This window comes from Streptosporangium sp. NPDC002544, assembly GCF_040295965.1.
Taxonomy (GTDB): Bacteria; Actinomycetota; Actinomycetes; order Streptosporangiales; family Streptosporangiaceae; genus Streptosporangium.
This window is the reverse complement of sequence record NZ_JBEOWJ010000042.1, coordinates 73,386-93,249: the sequence shown is the minus strand read 5'-3', so window position 1 is coordinate 93,249 and position 19,864 is coordinate 73,386. Positions and strand designations below refer to the sequence as shown.

Below are 19,864 nucleotides of genomic sequence, written 5' to 3'. Positions count from 1 at the left end.
AGCATGTGATCCCCGCACGGTGGGTGCGCGCAAGCTGCGTGACCCGTCGGTGGAAGACGTTGACCGGTGGCCGGCGGGCAAGGCGGACGAGCCGACGGCAGCGGCGACGCGATGCGTACCAGGACGCGCAGGGAGAACGTCCAGCCCCGGCGGATCACCCTGCGCCCCGGAGCGAGCGCGCACGCCAGGCTGCATTGGAGCGAGGTGCCCGGCGGGAGCCGGTCGTGCCCGGCGTCCGCACGGCTGATGATCATCCCGCCGGACGAGGTGGCGCACCTGGAGATTCCGTTCAAGGCGGCCGTCTGCGACGACGGCCGCCTTGACGTGACCCCGATGGCCTCCGGGGCGCGCCTTTAGCTCCTCGAACCGGGTCCGGGCCTGTTTCCCGGACCCCGCCTCGCTCCGGCCGCCGCGCCCCGGCCGGAGCGGACCGGCGGCGTGCCGGAGCGGTCGGCGGTACGCCTAGGGACGTCTCCGGTAGACCTGGGTTTCGATGTCCACCCCGATCTCACATTCCACGCCGAAGTAGTGGTCGCGCGCCTCCCGGAAGCTCTCCTCGATACCGTGCTGCGACTGTACGAAGGAGAGCAGGCTCCACGCCTCCTTCCTGCCGAGCCGGATCTCATCGGGACCGAACCCCGGCTCGGCGTCCACCACGTAGCCGAGCGTGGTGGAGAAACGCCGGACGGGCTGGAAGCCGAACTCCGCGGCACGCTCAGGGAGATCGTTGAGGATCGTACGGTCGGCGGCGTAGTCACGGTCGTAGGTCTCGAGCATGCGGCGGACCACATCGGGGCCGCGGAAGGCCGCGTCGTTGACGTCGACCACGTACAGCAGCCCGCCGGGCCGCAGCACCCGGCGCATTTCGAGCAGGGCCAGGTCCGGACTGCGCAGGTGGACGAAGAGGAAGCTCGCCGTGACCACGTCGTGCGACGCGTCCGCCTCACCGGTGGCGTACGCGGTGCCCTGGCGGAACGTGAGGCCGGGGAAGTTCGAGCGGGCCCTGGCGAGCAACTGGGGAGCCGGTTCGACTCCCCGCACGTCGTACCCGGCGAACGGGCCCTCCTCGGTGACCGCGGCCAGGTAGTCTCCGGGCCCACTGCCGACGTCGAGCAGCGACGCGGGCGCGGGCGGGAAGGGCGTCGAGGCCAGGCGTGGCCGCTGCTCGGCGAGTACCAACCGGCCCTGTGCGCTCAGCCGCGGCGCCTCCTCCTGCAGGGACAGCAGGTCCAGATAGAAGTTCTCCGCGCCGAGGCGCTCCACCGCCAGCAGGTCACCGCGGCCCTCGTCGGCGAGAAACCGGACCAACGAGGGAATCGCCAGCCGCTCGTCACCGGACGGCGACTCCCAGGTCAGCTCCCGATGCCTGAGGTAGAACCCCTCCAGGGCCTCTCCGCCCTCCACGGTCATCACCGTGACCGCGTCGTCGCCCGAGCCGACCTCACCGCGCACCACGAAGTCCCGCTTCGCGTACCGATCGAGGAGGTGGTCATACTGGCTCGGCCGGACGATGAGGAAGAACCGGGACGGGCGGAGCGACTCGCAGAGCTGCCGCACCATCGAGTTGGCGATCCGCGTGCTGATCAGGCGGCCCCGGTGGGTCTGGAGCGCCACCCGCTTGCCGATCTCGACGGTCGGCCCGTCCAGGTCGGGCAACTCCAGGGCGGCCAACCCCGGCGCTCCGGGGCGGTAGACGTACGCGGAGATGGCGGCCACGATCTTCCCCCCGGACAGGGCGCACAGGTGAAGACCCTCCGGGTCGCTGTCGTGGTGCACCCTCTCCTCGCTCCACCCCAGCTCGGACATGAACACCCGCCGCCGGAGATCAAGGATCTCCTCGGCGGCCTCTTCCCACTTCAGCCAGCGGACCTCGATGTCACTTCCGTTGTGCATGCTCAAAGACCTCTCAGTGGATGCGTCCGAACCGCTCACACGAGCTGGAGGCGTCCGGCGGCGGGCCGACCGGGGTCCGGGAACCCCGAGATCGTGACTGCCGGTGAGGACGTCGCCACATCGTGAAAAGAACCAGGAGAGTAGGGGCGGACGGTTCACCGCCGGGCATGGCCAGGACCACGCCGGGGGCGGTTCACGTCTGCCGGGCAGGCCGTCAGCCGCAATATAGGTTGGCGGACTTGTGACTTTCTTGGTGTTCTGCCGGACGACACGGCACGCCCCGCAGGAGCGGTGAGCGCGCCTCAGCCCACGATCCCCGGCAGGATCACCTCGTCGAGCACGACCGAGGCGGTCGGCTGATCGGGCCTGTCGTACTGGCCTGCGGTGACGGCGACCACGAGGTCCAGCGCGGGCGCCACGTAGATCCGCTGACCGCCGTTGCCGAACCCGCCCGTCCAGGTGTCTCCCACGTACCACTGGTAGCCGTAGTTGAACCCCTCGTCGATCCGTACCCGCGGACGCAGGACCTCCGCCAGCCAGGACTCGGGCACGATGCCGGCGCCCCCGGCGAGCACGAGCCGTCCGATCGCGAGGAGACCACGAGGGGTCAGTCGCAGCCCCGAGGCCGCCAGGGCCACCCCGTCCTCACCGGCCGACCACTCGGAACGCTCGATCTGCAGCGGCTCGAAGAGCCTGGCACGCGCGTACTCCTTCAGTGCCACTCCCGTGCCCTTCTCAATGAGCCGCCCCAGCAGCGCCGAGGCGCCCCCGCAGTAGGACCATCGGACGCCGGGCTCCTCCACGATCGGCTGTCTCAGGGTGTAGTGGAAGCGGTCGGGGGCCGACTCCATCGCGATCTCGCTGTTGGCCGTACTGGTGTAGGGGACGTTCTCGTTCCACTCCAGACCGAGCGTCATGGTGAGCGCGTGCTCGACGGTCAGCGCGGCGCGCCGGGGGTCCGCCGCGAGGTCCGGATACTCGGGGAAGTTCCGTAGCAGCGGCTCGTGCGGCTTCGGCACCCGGCCGTCGGCCAGGGCGATGCCGTACAGGAGGCCGACGACACTCTTGGTGACCGAGCGGATGTCGTGGAGCGTGTCGGGGGTGAAGCGCACGTGGCCGAGGGGCTCGTTCAATCTGAAGTCCTCACCTTCGCCGTAGTGCTCGATGACCACCTGGCCGTGGTGGACGGCGACGACGGCGTGGAGGTCGGGCACCCGGTTCCGCTCGATGGCACGGGCGAGTCGGTCGGCGATCATATGGCTGCTCATGATCTCGTTCTAGCCCTATCTCCGATTCGGGGACAACCTGGCCGGAGAAGGTCGGCGGGGTCCCTCAACGGAGCTGCCGGAGATGAGCAGCCGAACCCCGCGCCGACCGTCACGCTCATTTTCCGCGATCGGTGCAGCCCGTGTCAGACCATGGCCTCGGACAAGGGTTTGCGGACCAGGTCGGGGACCTCGGCGTCGGCGGCGGCGTAGCCGATCGGGAACAGGATGTAGGGCCGCTCGTTGCCCGGCCGTCCGCAGATGCCGGTCAGGAACGCCATCGGGTTCGGAGTGTGGGTGAGCGTGGACAGGCCCATCGCGTGCAGGGCCGCGATGAAGAACCCGCAGGCGATGCCGACGCTCTCGTTGACGTAGTAGTGCTTGACCCTGGTTCCGTCGGGGCGTACGCCGTACTTCTCCGCGAAACAGACCACCAGCCACGGCACCGTTTCGAGGTAGCCCTTGTCGGAGCCGGTCTCCAGGTGGGCCAGGGCCGTACGCCACTCCGGGGGCAGCCGCCCGCCCTCGTAGTTCTGCCGCTCCTCGATCTCGGCCGCCTCCCTGATCCGCCTCCTGGTCTCCGGGTCGCCGATCACGACGAACTTCCACGGCTGCTGATGGGCTCCCGAGGGTGCGGTGTTCGCCGTCCTGACGGCCAGCTCGACGCACTCGCGCGGCACCGGTTCGTCGCTGAAGAAGCGCACACTCCGGCGCAGGTCCATATGTTCGTAGAACTCCCGGCCCCGCGTCACCATCTCGGCCTCGGGATAACGCACGGGCCGGTACGGAATGAATGGATGGGAATGTTCCCGTGCCACGATCGCCTCCATGGTTGATATATATGCAGGCGTAGTCTGAATTATGGTTATAAGCAGGGCAACACAGCGACCGATTCACTGGCAGATTGTCAGTGCCGGGCACGCCCCGCACTCCGGAGGTGGACAGATTGGCAGCTCGGAGGAACGGCCTGGACGAGCTCGACCGTAAGGTGCTCCATCTGATCAGGGAGCGCCCCCGGACCGGCCTGCTGGAGATCGCCCGCCTCCTCGGCGTCGCCCGGGGCACCGTCCAGGCCCGCCTGGACCGGATGATCGCCGACGGCGTGATCACCGACTTCGGCCCCAACCTGTCTCCGCACGCCCTCGGCTATCCGGTGCAGGCCTTCACCACCCTTGAGGTGGAGCAGGCCTCCCGCGCCGACATCTCCAGCGCCCTCACAGCGATCCCCGAAGTCCTCGAAGCGCACATCGTCACCGGCCCCGGCGACGTCTGGTGCCGCATCGCCGGACGCGACCACGAGCACATCCAGCAGGTCATCGACCAGACCCTGGCCATCCCCGGAGTGCGGCGGAGCAGCACGGTGATCACCCTGTCCACCGTGGTCCCCCACCGGGTCCAGCCACTGGCCGACGGCCGCTGAACGGAACACGCCGGACCCCGACAGCGTGCACGCCGTCGTACCGGCCCGCCCTGAGCGTGCCTTGAGGATCGAGGTGGGGACCGCACCGCAGGACAGGCGGGGGCGGGAGCCGGTGAAGTCGGCGGTCGTATCGTGGGGACCGCACCGCAGGACAGGCGGGGGCGGGAGCCGGTGAAGTCGGCGGTCGTATCGTGGGGCCCAGGGTTGTGAAGATCTGGAGGTTCGACATGGAGTACGTGCGCCTGGGGTCCACCGGTATGAAGGTGTCGAGGGTCTGCCTCGGCATGATGAGTTACGGCGATCCCGCCAAGTGGGGCGAGTGGGTGCTCGACGAGACCGCCGCCGAGCCGATCGTGCGCCGGGCGGTCGAGGCGGGGATCACCTTCTTCGACACCGCCGACGTCTACTCGCTGGGCAGCAGCGAGGAGGTCACCGGCCGGCTGCTGAGCAGGCTCTTCGCCGACCGGGACGACTATGTGCTGGCCACCAAGGTGTGCATGCCGATGGGCAAGGGGGTCAACGACCGCGGCCTGTCGCGCAAGCACATCCTCTCCTCGATCGACGCCTCGCTGCGCCGGCTGGGCACCGACCACGTGGACCTCTACCAGATCCACCGCTGGGACCCGGAAACCCCGATCGAGGAGACCATGGAGGCCCTGCACGACGTGGTCCGCGCGGGCAAGGCCCGCTACATCGGCGCCTCCAGCATGTACGCCTGGCAGTTCGCCAAGGCCCAGCACGTCGCCGAGGTCCACGGCTGGACGAGGTTCGTCTCGATGCAGAATCACCACAATCTGCTCTACAGGGAAGAGGAACGGGAGATGAATCCGCTCTGCCGCGACCAGGGGGTGGGCCTGATCCCGTGGAGCCCGCTGGCCCGGGGCCTGCTCGCCCGCGCCGGAGCCGCGGAGGCCACCACCCGCTCGGGCAGCGACGCACGCATCGAGGCCCTCTATGACGACGCCGACAACGACCGGCTGATCCTGGAGCGGGTCGCCCAGCTGGCCGGGGAGCGCGAGGTCCCTCCCGCCCAGGTGGCGCTCTCCTGGCTGCTCCACCAGCCCGGCCTGTCGGCGCCGATCGTGGGCGCGACCAAGAACAGGCACGTGGACGACGCGGTCGCCGCGGTCGACCTGCCCCTGAGCGAGAAGGAGCTCGCCTTCCTCGCCGAGCCGTACCGCCCTCGGGCCGTCAAGCACTGACCTTTCCGGCTCACCCGCGTGGGCCACCCGATGCCCGGAAGGCCCGCGCGGGCGGCCCGGCGCTCACCGGCCCCGTGCCCGCCCGACATCACGGCATGACGCCCCGCCAGGAGATCCGAGCGGCGGGGCGTCCGCGTTCGCACCGGATGGGACGGGACGGGCGAGGTTCGGCGGGCGCCCGACCGGCCGCCTTACTCAACAGGGCCACATGTGACCTTTTGTCAGGATTTACCGCCTGTGGCGCTATATCCCCAGAGATACGTGCATATGAGGGAGAGGTAGTAGTTCCGACCGTGGATTGATCAACGGAGGGTTCGATGGTTCGAAAGATGATCATCCTGGTGGCGGTCACCGTGGCCGCGATGGGCGGTACGGCTGGCGCCGTCGTCTCCCCCTCCCCCCAGGCCGTCACCCAGCAGGACAGGGACTTCCTCGTCCAGGCGCACCAGTCCAACCTGACCGAGATCGAGTCGAGCAAGACCGCCCGGGAGAAGACCGCCGGCCAGCAGGACCGGGAGGTCACCAGGACCGTCCGCAAGCTGGCGAAGACTTTCGTCAAGGACCACAAGAAACTCGACAAGGCCGTCCGCCGGGTGGCCGATCAGCTCGGCGTCAAGCTTCCCGACACGCCCAACACGGAGCAGCGCAAGCAGCTCGACCAGCTGTCCGCCCTGAGCGGCGCGGAGTTCGACAGGGCCTGGATCAGCGCGGAGCTCAACGGCCACCACGAGACCCTCGCCGCCGTGGAGCAGGAGATCGAGAACGGTTCCTCACCCGAGGTGAAGAAGCTCGCCACCGAGGCCAAGCCCATCGTGCAGAAGCACATAGACCTGCTGCTCAAGGCCGAGAGGGTCTCCACTCCCAGCCCCTCGGAAAGTGCCGGCCCTTCGGAAAGCCCGAGCCTCTCGGAAAGCCCCAGCCCCTCGGAGAGCTGAGGCGAGCACCGCGGCACTCCGGGACGGCTCCCCGCTCGAGGACTCCCACGACACCGAGCCTTGCCCAGGTGGCCACGGAACGACGGTCACGAAGGCAGCGGCAGGTACTCGAACCAGTCGAAGGCGGCCGTGTTGCCGCTCGGCCGGCCGTTGGAGGTGGCGTACAGACCGATCATGGCACCGGTGAAGCCTCCGGCCACGGTGGAGCTGAGGATCCGGCCGTCCACCGGATCTCCGAGGTCGATCCACTCGCCGGGCCGTACCGCGTAGCGGGCCTGGTAGTCCTGGCCGTGCGCCTCCACGCCGAGCCAGAGCGGTCCGGGCGGTCCGGCCGGCCCGGCTGGGATGTCGGCGCGGGCCAGGCGGGTGTCCACCCCCTCGGCCCGGCGGGTGAGTTCCAGGCCGCGCGTGGTGAGGGTGAGCGCGATGTGGAAGTCGTCGTTCTGGAGCAGGACGAGCCCGGCGCGCTCCTCCCCCTCCGGACGGAACTCCATCACCGTGTGGGCCGCGAAGGCGATGTGCCGCTGCCGCCGGGCGACCAGGCTGGGCGCGGCCCGCTCGCACACGGTCTGCGGGAGCGCGCGGAGGGTGAGCCGGCTGTCGGCCAGACTCCAGTACGGCTCCCTGGGCGTGCGCAGGTGGTTCCAGTCCGGCGCCAGGCGTCCGGCGTCGAAGTGGTCGCAGGCGGGGACGGCGGGCCAGCGGCGAACCGGCGTCGAGGGGGCCGGCATCCGCGGCTCGACCTGGTCGAACACCGGCCAGTCGTCCTCCCAGCGCACCCTGGTCAGGAAGGTCTCGCGGCCCAGGTTGTAGCCGCGGAAGGCGCGGGCGGCGGCCGTCGTGGGCGGGTCGTCGGGAAGACCGCCGTAGGGGCGGGTGGCGAGCAGCACCGACCACCACTCACCCTGCGCGTTCTGGACCAGGTCGGGGTGGCCGACGCTGGTGATGGGGTGGCGCAACCCGAGGTGGCGGTGGGTGAGGACGGGGTTGCGCGGGTTGCCCTGGTAGGGGCCGGTGATCCGCTCGGCCCTGGCGACCATGACCGCGTGGTCCTCGGCGGTTCCCCCCTCGGAGGTCAGCAGGTAGTAGTGGGTGCCGATCCGGTAGATGTGCGGGCCCTCGGACCAGATGCCGCCGCGCTGCACCGGCTCCCAGATCACGTACTCCGCACCGACCGGCTTGAGCGTGGCGAGGTCGAGTTCACGCAGCCAGATCTCGGTGTCACCGTCGTAGCGCCTGGCCGCCCTCTCCCGGCTGCCGGTCATCCAGGCGCGGCCGTCGTCGTCGAAGAAGAGCGAGGGGTCGAAACCTCGGGTGTCGGGAAACCAGACCGGGTCGCTCCACGGCCCCGCCGGGTCGGTGGCGGTGACCAGGAAGTTGCCCGGCTCGTCCATCAGCGTCGTGATCATGTAGAAGACGCCGTCGTGGTATCGGAGAGTGGGGGCGTAGATGCCGCCGGACGGCCGTACGCCGTCCAGATCGAGCTGGGAGGGCCGGTCCAGCACGTGACCGAGCTGCCGCCAGTGCACGAGGTCTCGGCTGTGGAAGATCGGGACCCCGGGAAACCACTCGAAGGACGAGGTGACGAGGTAGTAGTCCGCGCCCACCCGGCATACCGAGGGATCGGGGTGGAAACCGGGGATGACAGGGTTGTCGTACACGGGTCCTCCGTTGACATGTGCGGATTCTTCGTCCGCGTGACTTCCTGGCCGGGGTAGGCGGCCTCTTCCGGGAGACCCGCGTACCCGGAGGGGGCACCGGGCCCGCACGCTCCAACGGCGGGCGGGCCCGGCGGCCCGGGGCGGGCCTACTTGACGAGCTGGAGCACCCCCCACCTCGACGTGTCGACGTAGCCGCGCCCGGTCGGGTCGTTCCAGGTCGCGGCGGCCGCGCGGGTGGCGCCGACGGCGTCGTTGACCTGGATGTCGAAGCCGAGCAGGGCGTCCTTGGCCAGGGTGACCGTGGGCAGCCTGATCGCCGCCTCGACCACGTAGCCGCCGGGGACGCGGGTGGCCACGCCGGTCAGGTTCTCCTTGACCGCGAAGGCGTCGAAGGTGCCGCCGACGGTCTGCCTGCCGGTGAAGCTGATCCGGTACTGGCCGTCGTCATCGTCGTAGCCCTTGGTCTTGTTGTTCTGCGGGTCCACGAAGATCTCGACGGAGTCCTGCTCCCAGGCGTTGGGCGACTCCTCGCTGAGCTCGGGGTCGGTGACGCGGGCCAGCACGTAGAGGGTGCCGGCGTTCCACATCGCCCGCACCTTGGCGGTCGCCCCCGAGGTGCTCTGGATCCGGGTGCCGGTGGTTATCTCCGGCGCCTGGTTCCACGCGGCGTCCACGATGCCGTCCACCACCGGGGTCCTCTTCGGCGCGCGGGTCGTCCTGATCGCCGGGACGGGAGTCAGCTCACCCGCCCAGGAGATCTGCTGACCACCCGCGTCGGCCACGACGACCTTGACACCGGTGGCCGTCCCCGAGGGGAGCAGCGCCTCCACCCGGTAGCCGGTGGCGGTCTTCTTGGTGTGCGCCCTGAAACCGTGGGCGTGCGTGCCACCTCGCTGGATCCGGTACGGCGTGCCGCCCACGGTGAGGGTGACCGTGTCGTTCTTGTTGTCGGTCGGATCGTTGACCTCGGCCAGTACGTACAGGCCGGCGGGTGTGGTGCGCGCCTGCCAGCCGGCGGACAGGTCGCCGATCCTGGCGATGGGGGCGTCGGGCAGCAGGTTCCACTCGTCGTCCCGCTTGCCGTCCACCGTGACCGTGCCCGCGGGCGCGTTCAGGCTCCGGGTCAGCGGGGGCAGCCTGCCGGGATCGGCGATGCCCCAGTACGCGGGCTTGGCCTGGAGCTCGTCGTCGAACGGCAGTGGCGGGTTGGTCCGGGTGATCGGGAAGGACGACAGCCAGGTCGCGTCGTCGGCGACGCCCCAGATCGTCACCGACGACAGGTGGTCCGCCTGCCGCCGGAAGACGTCGAAGATCTCCCGGTACCGGTGGCCCTGCAGGGCCAGGATCTCGGCGGGCACCGTGTCGTAGGAGGTCACGAAGTCGGTGTAGACGCTCACGTCCAGCTCGGTGACCTGCTGCTCGACGCCGAGCCCGGCGAACTTCTCGATCGTGTCCTCGATGAACGAGGTGGGCGGCTGCTCGACGTTGACGTGCAGCTGGTGACCGACCGCGTCGATCGGGACGCCCTCGGCGCGCAGCTTCTTGACCAGGTCGTAGAGCGCCTGCCGCTTGCGCGGGAACTCGGTGTTGTAGTCGTTGATGACGAGCGTCGCGTCCGGGTCCACCTCGCGGGCCACCCGGAAGGCGGTCCTGATGTAGTCGAGGCCGGCGATCTCGAACCATGGGGAGCGGCGCAGCCCGTCCGGCCGGTTCTCGTCGATGACCTCGTTGACCACGTCCCAGGTGCCGATCCTGCCCTTGTAGCGGCCCATCACGGCGCGGATGTGGTTCTCCATCCGCTGGAGCAGGATCTCCTTGGTGGCGCCCTCGAACACCCAGTCGGGGGTCTGGCTGTGCCACACCAGGGTGTGACCGCGAAACTCCAGGCCGTTGGTGGTCGCCCAGTCGACCAGGTAGTCACCGTCGGCGAAGGTGAAGTCGCCCTCGGCGGGCTCGGTGGCGTCCCATTTGAGGCTGTTGCCGGGGGTGACGCTCTGGTAGTGCTTGGTGATCAGCTTGGCGTGCTCGCCCAGGGTGGCGCCCCGGTAGAAGGCCGCGCCGACGGTGAACGGCAATCTGTCCTTCAGCGAGGGGATGTCGGTCTGGATGGGCCTGGGTTCGACGTAGGTCAGCTGGAAGTCGTCGATGGCGAACGGCTCCGTCCCCGCGGCCGACTCGATGTAGACGCTCAGGAAGTCCACGTCGTGGGCCAGGGTGTAGGTGCCCGCGAGCCTGGTCCACTCGCCGGCGGCCAATGCCCTGGGCGCGGCCACCCGCTCGTAGGCGGGGGTGCCGTCCAGCCTCCGTTCGACGGACAGGCCCAGGCTCTGGGCGCTGTCGGTGCGCACCCACACCGACAGGTCGTACTTCGATCCCTTGGCCATCTTGCCGAGGGCGGTCCGTGCGGGACCGTCCCAGGAGGCCTGCCGGTTCGTCACGCCCAGGCCGTAGGTCCCGGTGTGCGCGAAGCCCTCTCCCGGGGTCAGGGTGGCGCCGCCACGCGCGGTCCACTCCTGCGCGCTGCCGGTCTCGAAGTCGCTGGTCAGGCCGGACCGGGTGGGGTCGGTGTCGGCGGTGACCACGATGTCGTCGAGCTGGAAGGCGACGGTCTCGCCCGAGCTCTCCGCGTACAGCGACAGGGCCGAGTCGGCCGCGTAGGTGTAGGTGCCGGACAGCCGGACCCACTCGGAGTCGGTGACGGTGGCCGCCGCGACCCGCTCGTAGAGCGTCGTGCCACCTGCCGGGGTGCGCTGCATGGTGAGCGCGACCGTCGAGGACGGCTGACCGGCGACGGCCCGCGCCCACGCGGTCACCTGGTAGCTGACGCCCTTCTCGAAGGGCGGGGTCACGGCCGCTCCGTGCCAGGTCGCACTGCGGCCGGTGGTGAGCAGGGACCGGGTTCCGCCGTGCGCGGAGTCCGTGGTCGCGGTGACCGAGACCCCGGAGCCCCGGGGTTCCCAGCCCTGCGTGCCGGACTCGAAGTCGTAGGTGGCGATGGTGGCGGCGGCCGCGTGCGCGGCGGGGACGGTTGACGCGCCTGCCAGGAATGACAGTGCGAGGGACAACAGGGCCAGGACCGCTGTTCGCGGCCGGGGGGTGCGCATCTCTGCTGGGCTCCTCGGTCAGGTAGGAGTGGGGTGCCGGTGGGACAGCGGGATCTGCCGGGCGTCGCCGCGCGGGTCCTCAGGCGCCACCGCCGTACGGCTCCGTCAGGCATCGCCGTACGGGGTCGCCGTGCGGTTTCCTCAGACGTCGCCGCCCGGGTTCTCACCCTGCCGGTTCTCACCCTGCCGGTTCTCACCTCGCGGGCTCTCGGCGAGCGGGCTCTCGGCGAGCAGGTTCTCGGCGAGCAGGTCGAGCAGCGGCTGCCGCCGGACGCAGCGGGTGAGCGCGAAGGAGTCGGCGAGGGCGGCCAGTTCCTCGTCGGAGCAGCCTCGCAGCAGTTCGGCGTACTCGGGGACCAGGGCCTGCGCGATGAGGATGTGCCGGATCAGGTCGTCGGTCTGGTAGCGGGCGCCCCAGGGGTAGGGGTTCCAGGAGGGGAACTCGGTCTCCATCAGCCGGTGCAGCGGCGCCAGCTCACTCGCCGACTCCTCCATCGTCGAGCCCCACCGGTCCGCGCCCAGCCGTCCCTTCTTGGCGATGAAGTCACCGAACCGGCTCATGTACGGTTCACCCGCGCTGACCAGGCCCTGCAGCCCGACGTCCTTGTAGGTCCACAGCGACCAGCCGGCCTGGTAGGAGTCGAAGATCTCCAGTTGGTCGCGGAGGATCTGGTAGCGCTGCCGGTCGATCTCCGCGTCGCCGGTGTAGACGGGGCCGAACTCGCCGACCCACAGGGGGGTGCCCGTCTGGCGCTGGAAGACGGTCCGCCGCTCGAAGGATTTCTCCAGCTGGGCCCGGTCCACCCACTCGCCGCGGGTGTGGCCGGGGTAGGGGCCGCCGTGTGCGAAGCCGGCCAGGGCGTAGTCGTGACAGACGAATACCGTGTTCTCGTACATCTCGCGGAAGATCGAGAAATCGGTGGAGTAGGTGTTGCCGTCCAGGAACAGCACGTGTCCGGGGTCGACGGCGCGGACCGCCTTGACCAGGCGGTCGTAGAAGGGGCCGACCACCTGCCCGCTGGAGTCGCCGGGCTCGTTGATCGGGTTGTAGCCGGCCACCCACGGGTTGTCCCGGTAGCGGTCGGCCACCGCCTCCCACAGGTGGACGACGCGGTCCTGGAAGTGCCGGTGCTGCCAGAAGGCAGCTATATGCGTGGGATTGTCGGAGTGCCAGTGCTGGTTCTGCGCGCCGGGCAGGGCGTGCAGGTCGATGACGCTGTAGATGCCGCGCTCGGCGAGCAGGCCGATCACCCGGTCGAGGTGGCGGAAGCCCGGCTCGATGATCTCGAAGGGGCGGTCGTCGGACTCCAGGTGACGGTAGTTGATCGGGATCCGGACGCAGTTGACGCCGAGACCGGCGAGGAGCGAGGCGTCGTCCGCGCCGAAGAACGAGGTGAGCAGGCGGTCGAAGAACAGCTCGGCCCGGTCGTCGCCGAGCACCTCCCGGACCGCGGCGCGCATCGTGGCCTCGTTGGCCGGATATCCGGTGATGAAGTTCTCCATGTTCAGCCAGCCCCCGAGGCCTACTCCGCGCAGCCGTACCGGGGTGCCGGCCGAATCGACGAGACGGGATCCGGCGACACTCAGGGTCATGTTTCTCACTCTCCACAACGGTCGTTCGACACAGCGATGAGGTCCCGGCTCAGCCCTTGGTGGCGCCCGCGGTGAGGCCGCTGATCAGCTGGCGCTCGGCGACCGCGTAGAAGGCCAGGGCCGGGACCATGGAGACGATGACGTAGGCCAGGATCTTGGCCGTGTCCGCCGCGTACTCCCCCTGGAACTGCTGGACGCCCAGTGGCAGCGTCCACAGGTTCGGGTCGTTGAAGACCACCAGCGGGAGGAAGAAGTTGTTCCAGCTCGCCACGATCGCCAGCACCGAGACGGTGGCCAGGGCGGGCCTGGCCATCGGCAGCAGCACCCGCCAGAAGAACCCGAAGGGGGTGCAGCCGTCGAGGGTGGCGGCCTCCTCGACCTCGTTGGGGATGGACCGGAAGAAGGTGCGCAGAATGATGATCGTCAGCGGCAGCCCGAACGCGGCCTGCGGCAGGATCACCCCGAGCGGGTTGTCCAGCAGGCCGAAGGTGCGCAGCAGGATGAACAGCGGCAGGATCGCCACCGCGAACGGGAACATCAGCCCGATGGCGAACAGCGTGAACAGGAACTCGCGGCCGCGGAAGGCGAATCGGGCGAAGGCGAAGGCCGCCATCGCCGACAGGACCACCACCAGCACGGTGGTCGCCACCGCGATGAACAGGCTGTTGAGGAGCTGGCGCCAGAACGCGCCGGCGGTGATCACATCGGTGTAGTTCTCGGTGACCCATGGGGAGGGCAGGCCGAGCGGGTTCTCCGACAGCTGGGCGGTGGTCTTGAAACCACCGAACAGGCCGTACACGAAGGGGACGACGATGAAGACCGCCGCCACCCAGACGATCACGTGGATCGGGGCCGTCCGGAACCGGGTGATCATCGGTGGTCTCCCATCGTGGTACTGGCCCCCTCCAGGTCCCGGCGCAGCACGAACCGCTGGTAGCCGAGGGCGAAGACGAGGCTGATCAGGAACATGGCGACGCTGATCGCGCTGGAGTAACCGATCTGGGTCCGTTTGAAACCGTATTCGAACATGCTGACGGCCATGGTCTCCGAGGCGTGCGAGGGGCCGCCGCCGGTGAGGATCCAGACCAGGTCGAAGAGCTGGATCGTGCCGATGACGGACAGGAACACGCTGACCCTGATGGTGGGGCCGAGCAGCGGCAGGGTGACGTGCCGGAACACCTTCCAGCCACCGGCGCCGTCGATCCTGGCCGCCTCGTGCAACTCCTTGGGGATGCCCTGCAGACCGGCCAGATAGATGATCATGTGGAATCCGAAGTACTTCCAGGTGATCACCAGGAAGATCGAGAACAGCACGGTGTCCGGCTCCGACAGCCAGCTCCACGGCTCCAGCCCCCAGGAGGTCAGCAGCCGGTTGGCCAGTCCTGCCTCGGGCGAGAGGATCAGCGAGAACAGCACGCCGGTGATCGCCTCGGAGAGCATGTACGGCGCGAAGAACAGCAGCCGGTAGAGGGCACGCCCCCGGATCCGCTGGTTCAGCATCACCGCCAGGCCCAGCGAGAGCGGCAGCTGCACCACCAGGGAGAGCACGACCAGGATGCCGCCGTTTTGCAGGTCGCCGAGGAAGATGTCGCTGTTCAGCAGCCGGGTGAAGTTGTCCAGGCCGATGAAGTCGCTCGGCGGCCCGATGCCGTTCCACTTGTGCAGGCTGGTGTAGCCGGCGACCAGGATCGGCGCCAGCACCAGCAGGGTGAACAGGACCAGGGCGGGGAGCACGAACAGGATCGCGGTGACCCAGCCCCTTCGCGCGCGCCCGCCGCCGCGCCGCCTCCGCCCCTCGGCGGGCTTTCCCACGGCAGGGGCCGGACGTGCGTCCGGCCCGGTCATCGTCGTCACCGACCTCGTCCCTTCACCGTGCTCACCGTCGGTTTCCTGGCCTCGATCGGCTCTGTCACCTTCATCCGGACGGCTACTCCGACTCCGACTTCGCCGTCTCGGTGATGACCTTGACGACCTCCTCCGGCGTCTTCTTGCCCGCGATCAGTTCGGCCACGGCGTCGTTGACCTCCTGGCCGACGGCCGGCGGGTACGCCTGGTCGAGGTAGAGCTGGAAGCCGGTCGCGGCCGACAGCGCGTCGGAGACCACCTTGATGTTGGGGTCGGTGACGGCCGACTCCTCACCCTTGAGCACCGGCAGCACGCCTCCCGCGGCGACCGCCTTGGAGTGGTTCTCCTGCTTGAGCGCGAACTTCAGGAAGTCCAGCGCGGCGGGCGGGGCGTTGACGCCCACGGCCAGGCCGCCGCCGCCGCCGAACGCGTCGCCCGCGGAGCCCTTGCCCCCGTCCACGGACGGGAAGGTGAAGAACCCGAGGTCGTCCCCGAGGCCCTTGCCGGAGTCCTTCTGCACGGACGGCGCCCACTGACCCATCAGTTCCATGGCGGCCTTGCCGTTGCTCACGGTCGCGGCCTGTCCGTCGGGGGTGGAGTAGTCGGCGTTGAGGAAGCCCTTCTGGAACGGCTGGAGGTCGACGAGTTCCTTGAGCCGCTGCCCGGCGGCGACGAAGTCGGGGCCGGTGAAGTCGTTGGTGGTGCCGGCCTGGCTGAGCGCGTCCAGGCCCGCCACCCGCATGGCCAGGTAGGCCCAGTAGTAGTGGCCCGGCCACTTGGCCTTGCCGGCGAGGGCTATCGGGGTGGTCCCGGTCGCCTTGATCTTCTTCACCGCGTCCAGGAACTCGGTCCAGGTGGCGGGCGGGGTGGAGATGCCGGCCTTGGTGAAGATCGACTTGTTGTACCAGAAGCCGACCATGCCGATGTCGGTGGGCAGTCCGTAGGTCTTCCCGTCGAACTGGTAGGCGGCCAGCGAGGCCGGGGTGAAGTTGCCGAGGATGTCACCGGCCTCTGACGACAGGTCCTTCACCAGGCCCGCCTCGATGTGCTGCTTCAGGACACCGCCACCCCAGGTGGAGTAGAGATCGGGCGCCTTCCCCGACTGGGTGAGGGTGGCGAGCTTCGGCTTGTAGGAGTCGTTCTCGATGCCGATGTTCTTGATCGTCACATTCGGGTGGGCTGCCTGGTACTCCTTGACGCGATCCGCCCAGAAGGACTTGAGCGGTTCGGCCGTCGCCAGGTTCCAGAACTCGAAGGTGACCTTCTCCGAGCCGGCGCTCGCGCCCGGTTTCGACCCGTTGTCATCTCCGCTCGTGCCGCAGGCTCCAAGAAGCACCATCGATGCCGCCAGCGCCACCACGCCTCGCCGACTCAGCATGGGGTTCCCCTTTCGGGAGTGGGTCTGAAAAATTTCATAGGTTCCCCGAATATTTCGTGACCCGGAGGATAGGTAAACTGTCGGTTACGCGTCAATAGCCGCCGTGGTAGCGAGCTCGAACAGCAAGGGAGACAGCCCCCTTACGGGTCTCCGAAAGCTTTCGGTTAGTATTCGCCGCATGCCATCCAAGAGGCGGGTGACGATCGCCCTGATCGCCGAGGAGGCCGGGGTCTCCGCGCCCACGGTCTCGAAAGTCATCAACGGGCGGCCCGAGGTCGCCTCCGAGACCAGGCAGCGGATCGAGCGCCTGCTGCACAAGCACGGCTACATACGCAGGACCGGCCAGGGCGACGAGCCCGTCGGCCTGGTGGATCTGGTCTTCACCGAGATCGAGAGCCCGTGGGCGATGGAACTGGTGCGCGGCGTGGAGACCGCGGCCCGCGAGGTCGACGCCGGCGTGGTCGTCTCGGTACTGCACAGCCACGCGGGCCCGGGCAGGGACTGGGTGGAGCGGATCGCCACCCGGCGCACCGACGGGGCCATCCTGATCGGCTCGCGGATCAGCGCCGCCCAGCATGGCCAGCTGGCCGCCAGGTCCATCCCCTTCGTGGTGGTGGATCCGGAGGGCGAGCCGCCGCCGGGAGTCGCCTCGGTCGGCGCCACCAACTGGAACGGCGGCCTGGCCGCGACCCGTCACCTGCTGGAGCTGGGCCACCGCCGGATCGGGATGATCGGCGGCCCGGCCGGCATGCTGTGCAGCCGGGCCCGCATCGACGGCTACCGCGCCGCACTGGAGACCGCGGGGATCGCGGTGGACCCCTCGCTCATCGGGTACGGCGACTTCCTGGTCGGCTCGGGCCGCGACCTGGGCCACGCGCTGCTGTCGGCGGCGGACCCGCCCACCGCGATCTTCGCCGGCAGTGACATGCAGGCGTTCGGCGTCTTCGAGGCGGCCAGGCAGCGTGGCCTGCGGGTGCCGGAGGACCTGTCGGTGGTGGGCTTCGACGACCTGCCTTTGGCACGTTCCGCCTGGCCGCCGCTGACCACCGTGCGCCAGCCGCTCCAGGAGATGGCCGCGCTGGCCACCCGGATGGTGCTCGGCCTCGACCGCGGCGGGCACGAGCCCCGGCGGGTGGAGCTGGCCACCGACCTCGTGGTCCGCGACAGCACCGCCCGCCCTGACGGCTGTTGACTGCCGCCCTCCGAAACATTTACGGTGATCGACACGAAAAGTCTCGGTAATCTTGTGAAACTTTCGGAAAGCGGGTTCCCGCATGTCGCGACGTCACAGGGCACCACTGACACCGATCCTCCTGCTCCCCGACCTTCCTACAGGGCACGCTCCGATACCGTCTCCACGTCGCCGCCGGGCGGGCGCAGACGTGAAACGCCTGCGGAGCCGAGGTGAGACCTGGATTTGTCCGGGCACCTGGCCGTGAAACAGGAACCCACCGAGATGTCGCGTCAGCGACATGGCAGGAATCGTCGGCGTTCACGCCGGGGAGGACGTCAAGTCTTCTGGTTCGGCGCCACCCGGCGCCTCATCCGGATCGACGAGGCCGAGGCGACCTACCGCGTCTCCAAGCGGCTGTGGGCACCGGCCGCCCACAGCCGCTTCACCTGGCTCGGCCCGGTCCGGCTCTCCGTCACGGTGTCCGGCCCTACACCCGAGACACCCGAGACACCCGTGCCGCGAGGACCACGATGATCCGGGTGGCGGTCGTGGGCACCGGCGGCATCGCGGGAATCTGCCATCTGCCCGCGCTGCACACCCAGTCGCACCGGGCGCGGGTGGTGGCCGCCGCGGACACCGACGAGGCGCGGGTCAGGGCGTTCTGCGCCGAGCACGCGATCCCGCGGGCGTACCCCTCCCTGGAGGCGATGCTCGACGCCGAGCGGCCCGACCTCGTCCACCTGTGCACCCCGCCGCACCTGCACGCCGCCCAGGCGAGGACCTGCCTGAAGGCCGGCGCCTGGGTGTGGATCGAGAAACCCGCCTGCCGGTCGCTGGCCGAATACGACCTGATCACCTCGGCCGAGGGGCCCGGCTACGCCTCGGTGGTCTCCCAGCACCGGTTCGGCTCCGGCGCGCGCCACCTGCGCGCCCTCGCCCCCGAGCTGGGCCGAGCGCTCGTCGCGCTCTGCGTGACCGCCTGGTACCGCGACCACGCCTACTTCGAGGCGCCCTGGCGCGGCCGATGGGAGACCGAGGGCGGCGGCCCCACCATGGGTCACGGCATCCACCAGATGGACCTCATGCTGTCGATCCTGGGTGACTGGTCGGAGATCCGCGCGATGACCGGCACGCTGGACCGCCGGATCGAAACCGAGGACGTCTCGATGGCCGCCGTCCGCTTCGCCTCCGGAGCCATGGCCTCGGTGGTCAACAGCGTGCTGTCCCGGCGCCAGGAGAGCTACCTGCGCTTCGACTACACCGAGGCGACGGTGGAGCTGCGCCACCTGTACGGCTACCGCAACGCCGACTGGAGGTCCACCTCGGCGCGCTGGAACCCGCCGGCCGACCTGCCGAGCTCGCACGAGGCGCAGCTGGCGGAGCTGCTGGACGCCTACGAGCGCGGCGAGCGCCCGCCCATGAGCGGTCCCGAGGGGCGCCGGTCGCTCGAACTGATCACCGGCCTGTACGCCTCGGCGTTCACCGGCCGGCCCGTGCTCCGCACCGATCTCACCCCCGACCACCCCTTCTATCACCGCCTGGACGGACGCGCATGGAGCTGACCTTCACCGAGCGCGGCGTCGAGATCCTGCGCTACGTCCACCGGCCGAAAACGCCGGTGTTCGAATCGCCCAAGCCCTACTTCCACCCGATCAGGACCCTGGCGGGCGACGTGGTCAGCGCCTACCGCCCGCACGACCACCGCTGGCACCGGGGCCTGCAGCTGACCGTCTCGGACCTGTCGGGGGAGAACTTCTGGGGCGGCGGCAGCTACGTTCGCGCGGCCGCCGGATACGTGGACCTGCCGAACAACGGGACCATGCGGCACGAGGAGTTCCTCGCCCCCGGCGTGGAGCGGCTGACCTGGCACACCCAGGGCGGCGAGCACTGGGTGGACGAGGTGAGGACCTTCGAGGTCGGCGACGTCGGCGACGACTCGTGGGCGCTGGAGCTGTCCACCGCGATCACCAACGTACGCGGAAGGGACCTGGTCTTCGGCAGTCCCACCACCTCCGGCCGCCCGATGGCCGGGTACTGCGGCCTGTTCTGGCGCGGGCCCCGCTCCTTCGAGCACGGCCGGGTGATCGCCGAGGGCGGCGAGGGACCGGAGATGATGGGCCGGGAGTCGGCGTGGCTGGCCTACAGCGGCACCCACGACGAGGTCGACCGCTCCTCCACCCTGCTGTTCCAGAGCGCCCGGCCCACCGTCTGGTTCGTCCGCACCACGCCGTTCGCGGCGGTCAACCCCTCCATCGCGTTCCATCGCGAACTGACCCTGCCGCCCGGCGCGACGCTGCGGCTGCGCTACCGGATGGTCGTGGCCACCGGCGTGTGGGACCGCCCCCGGCTGGAGGCCTACGTCCAAAGGCACCCGTGTCCGGCACCGGCGTGAGA

General features: G+C 69.6%; 16 protein-coding genes. 7 read left to right on the top strand and 9 right to left on the bottom strand.

Annotation, left to right across the window (positions count from 1 at the left end; translation table 11 throughout):
- Positions 1-66: 66 nt before the first annotated feature.
- Positions 67-357 carry a DUF4232 domain-containing protein gene (locus ABT061_RS42010; RefSeq protein WP_350928817.1) on the top strand — a complete coding sequence of 97 codons (291 nt, stop codon included), beginning with the start codon at positions 67-69 and terminating at the stop codon, positions 355-357.
- Between the two features lie 105 nt (positions 358-462).
- On the opposite strand, the gene ABT061_RS42005 is transcribed toward ABT061_RS42010, so the two are convergent.
- The 3 genes from ABT061_RS42005 to ABT061_RS41995 form a co-directional block, all read right to left on the bottom strand.
- Positions 463-1,893 carry a methyltransferase domain-containing protein gene (locus ABT061_RS42005; protein WP_350928815.1) on the bottom strand — a complete coding sequence of 477 codons (1,431 nt, stop codon included), beginning with the start codon at positions 1,891-1,893 and terminating at the stop codon, positions 463-465.
- A gap of 302 nt (positions 1,894-2,195) precedes the next feature.
- Positions 2,196-3,161: a serine hydrolase domain-containing protein gene (locus ABT061_RS42000; protein ID WP_350928813.1), complete on the bottom strand. Its 966-nt coding sequence runs from the start codon at positions 3,159-3,161 to the stop codon at positions 2,196-2,198.
- 143 nt (positions 3,162-3,304) lie between these two features.
- Positions 3,305-3,934, bottom strand: a complete 630-nt coding sequence (locus ABT061_RS41995; RefSeq protein WP_350928811.1) for a nitroreductase family protein — start codon at positions 3,932-3,934, stop codon at positions 3,305-3,307.
- Positions 3,935-4,104: 170 nt separating this feature from the next.
- On the opposite strand from ABT061_RS41995, the gene ABT061_RS41990 reads away from it, so the two are divergent.
- From ABT061_RS41990 to ABT061_RS41980, 3 genes are all read left to right on the top strand, one after another.
- Positions 4,105-4,578 (top strand): Lrp/AsnC family transcriptional regulator, encoded by a 474-nt coding sequence (locus ABT061_RS41990; protein ID WP_350928809.1) that lies wholly within the window; start codon positions 4,105-4,107, stop codon positions 4,576-4,578.
- A 227-nt stretch (positions 4,579-4,805) separates the two neighbouring features.
- On the top strand, positions 4,806-5,780 hold the full coding sequence (locus ABT061_RS41985) for an aldo/keto reductase (RefSeq protein ID WP_350928807.1): 975 nt from the start codon (positions 4,806-4,808) through the stop codon (positions 5,778-5,780).
- Positions 5,781-6,097: 317 nt separating this feature from the next.
- Positions 6,098-6,715, top strand: a complete 618-nt coding sequence (locus ABT061_RS41980) for a DUF4142 domain-containing protein (protein WP_350928805.1) — start codon at positions 6,098-6,100, stop codon at positions 6,713-6,715.
- A gap of 86 nt (positions 6,716-6,801) precedes the next feature.
- On the opposite strand, the gene ABT061_RS41975 is transcribed toward ABT061_RS41980, so the two are convergent.
- From ABT061_RS41975 to ABT061_RS41950, 6 genes are all read right to left on the bottom strand, one after another.
- Positions 6,802-8,376, bottom strand: coding sequence for a glycoside hydrolase family 43 protein (locus tag ABT061_RS41975; protein WP_350928803.1), 1,575 nt, complete (start codon positions 8,374-8,376; stop codon positions 6,802-6,804).
- A gap of 146 nt (positions 8,377-8,522) precedes the next feature.
- A complete protein-coding gene (locus tag ABT061_RS41970) occupies positions 8,523-11,480 on the bottom strand; it encodes an endo-1,4-beta-xylanase (RefSeq protein ID WP_350928801.1) in 2,958 nt (985 codons plus the stop codon).
- Positions 11,481-11,621: 141 nt separating this feature from the next.
- The gene (locus ABT061_RS41965; protein ID WP_350928799.1) at positions 11,622-13,073 is read right to left on the bottom strand and encodes a glycoside hydrolase family 5 protein; all 1,452 of its coding nucleotides are present in this window, start codon (positions 13,071-13,073) and stop codon (positions 11,622-11,624) included.
- A 49-nt stretch (positions 13,074-13,122) separates the two neighbouring features.
- Positions 13,123-13,947 carry a carbohydrate ABC transporter permease gene (locus ABT061_RS41960; RefSeq protein WP_350928797.1) on the bottom strand — a complete coding sequence of 275 codons (825 nt, stop codon included), beginning with the start codon at positions 13,945-13,947 and terminating at the stop codon, positions 13,123-13,125.
- A complete protein-coding gene (locus ABT061_RS41955) occupies positions 13,944-14,918 on the bottom strand; it encodes a carbohydrate ABC transporter permease (protein WP_350928824.1) in 975 nt (324 codons plus the stop codon). The genes ABT061_RS41960 and ABT061_RS41955 overlap by 4 nt, the downstream gene beginning before the upstream one ends.
- 82 nt (positions 14,919-15,000) lie before the next feature.
- Positions 15,001-16,296, bottom strand: coding sequence for an extracellular solute-binding protein (locus ABT061_RS41950; RefSeq protein WP_350928795.1), 1,296 nt, complete (start codon positions 16,294-16,296; stop codon positions 15,001-15,003).
- Positions 16,297-16,474: 178 nt separating this feature from the next.
- Here ABT061_RS41950 and ABT061_RS41945 point away from each other — a divergent pair, with 178 nt between their 5' ends.
- The 3 genes from ABT061_RS41945 to ABT061_RS41935 all read left to right on the top strand — a co-directional run bounded on the left by ABT061_RS41945 (position 16,475) and on the right by ABT061_RS41935 (position 19,862).
- Positions 16,475-17,488 carry a LacI family DNA-binding transcriptional regulator gene (locus ABT061_RS41945; RefSeq protein ID WP_350928793.1) on the top strand — a complete coding sequence of 338 codons (1,014 nt, stop codon included), beginning with the start codon at positions 16,475-16,477 and terminating at the stop codon, positions 17,486-17,488.
- Positions 17,489-18,000: 512 nt separating this feature from the next.
- On the top strand, positions 18,001-19,032 hold the full coding sequence (locus ABT061_RS41940; protein ID WP_350928791.1) for a Gfo/Idh/MocA family protein: 1,032 nt from the start codon (positions 18,001-18,003) through the stop codon (positions 19,030-19,032).
- Positions 19,023-19,862, top strand: a complete 840-nt coding sequence (locus ABT061_RS41935; RefSeq protein ID WP_350928789.1) for a DUF6807 domain-containing protein — start codon at positions 19,023-19,025, stop codon at positions 19,860-19,862. Before ABT061_RS41940 ends, ABT061_RS41935 begins: the two co-directional genes overlap by 10 nt.
- The last annotated feature ends 2 nt before the right edge of the window (positions 19,863-19,864 follow it).

Bases quoted from the DNA above. Each gene is read 5' to 3' on its own strand.
- ABT061_RS41950 (WP_350928795.1), bottom strand. From the start codon at position 16,296: ATGCTGAGTCGGCGAGGCGTGGTGGCGCTGGCGGCATCGATGGTGCTT.
- ABT061_RS41960 (WP_350928797.1), bottom strand. From the start codon at position 13,947: ATGATCACCCGGTTCCGGACGGCCCCGATCCACGTGATCGTCTGGGTG.
- ABT061_RS42005 (WP_350928815.1), bottom strand. From the start codon at position 1,893: ATGCACAACGGAAGTGACATCGAGGTCCGCTGGCTGAAGTGGGAAGAG.
- ABT061_RS42000 (WP_350928813.1), bottom strand. From the start codon at position 3,161: ATGAGCAGCCATATGATCGCCGACCGACTCGCCCGTGCCATCGAGCGG.
- ABT061_RS41935 (WP_350928789.1), top strand. From the start codon at position 19,023: ATGGAGCTGACCTTCACCGAGCGCGGCGTCGAGATCCTGCGCTACGTC.
- ABT061_RS41985 (WP_350928807.1), top strand. From the start codon at position 4,806: ATGGAGTACGTGCGCCTGGGGTCCACCGGTATGAAGGTGTCGAGGGTC.
- ABT061_RS41940 (WP_350928791.1), top strand. From the start codon at position 18,001: ATGATCCGGGTGGCGGTCGTGGGCACCGGCGGCATCGCGGGAATCTGC.
- ABT061_RS41970 (WP_350928801.1), bottom strand. From the start codon at position 11,480: ATGCGCACCCCCCGGCCGCGAACAGCGGTCCTGGCCCTGTTGTCCCTC.
- ABT061_RS41955 (WP_350928824.1), bottom strand. From the start codon at position 14,918: ATGACCGGGCCGGACGCACGTCCGGCCCCTGCCGTGGGAAAGCCCGCC.
- ABT061_RS41965 (WP_350928799.1), bottom strand. From the start codon at position 13,073: ATGACCCTGAGTGTCGCCGGATCCCGTCTCGTCGATTCGGCCGGCACC.
- ABT061_RS41945 (WP_350928793.1), top strand. From the start codon at position 16,475: ATGCCATCCAAGAGGCGGGTGACGATCGCCCTGATCGCCGAGGAGGCC.
- ABT061_RS41980 (WP_350928805.1), top strand. From the start codon at position 6,098: ATGGTTCGAAAGATGATCATCCTGGTGGCGGTCACCGTGGCCGCGATG.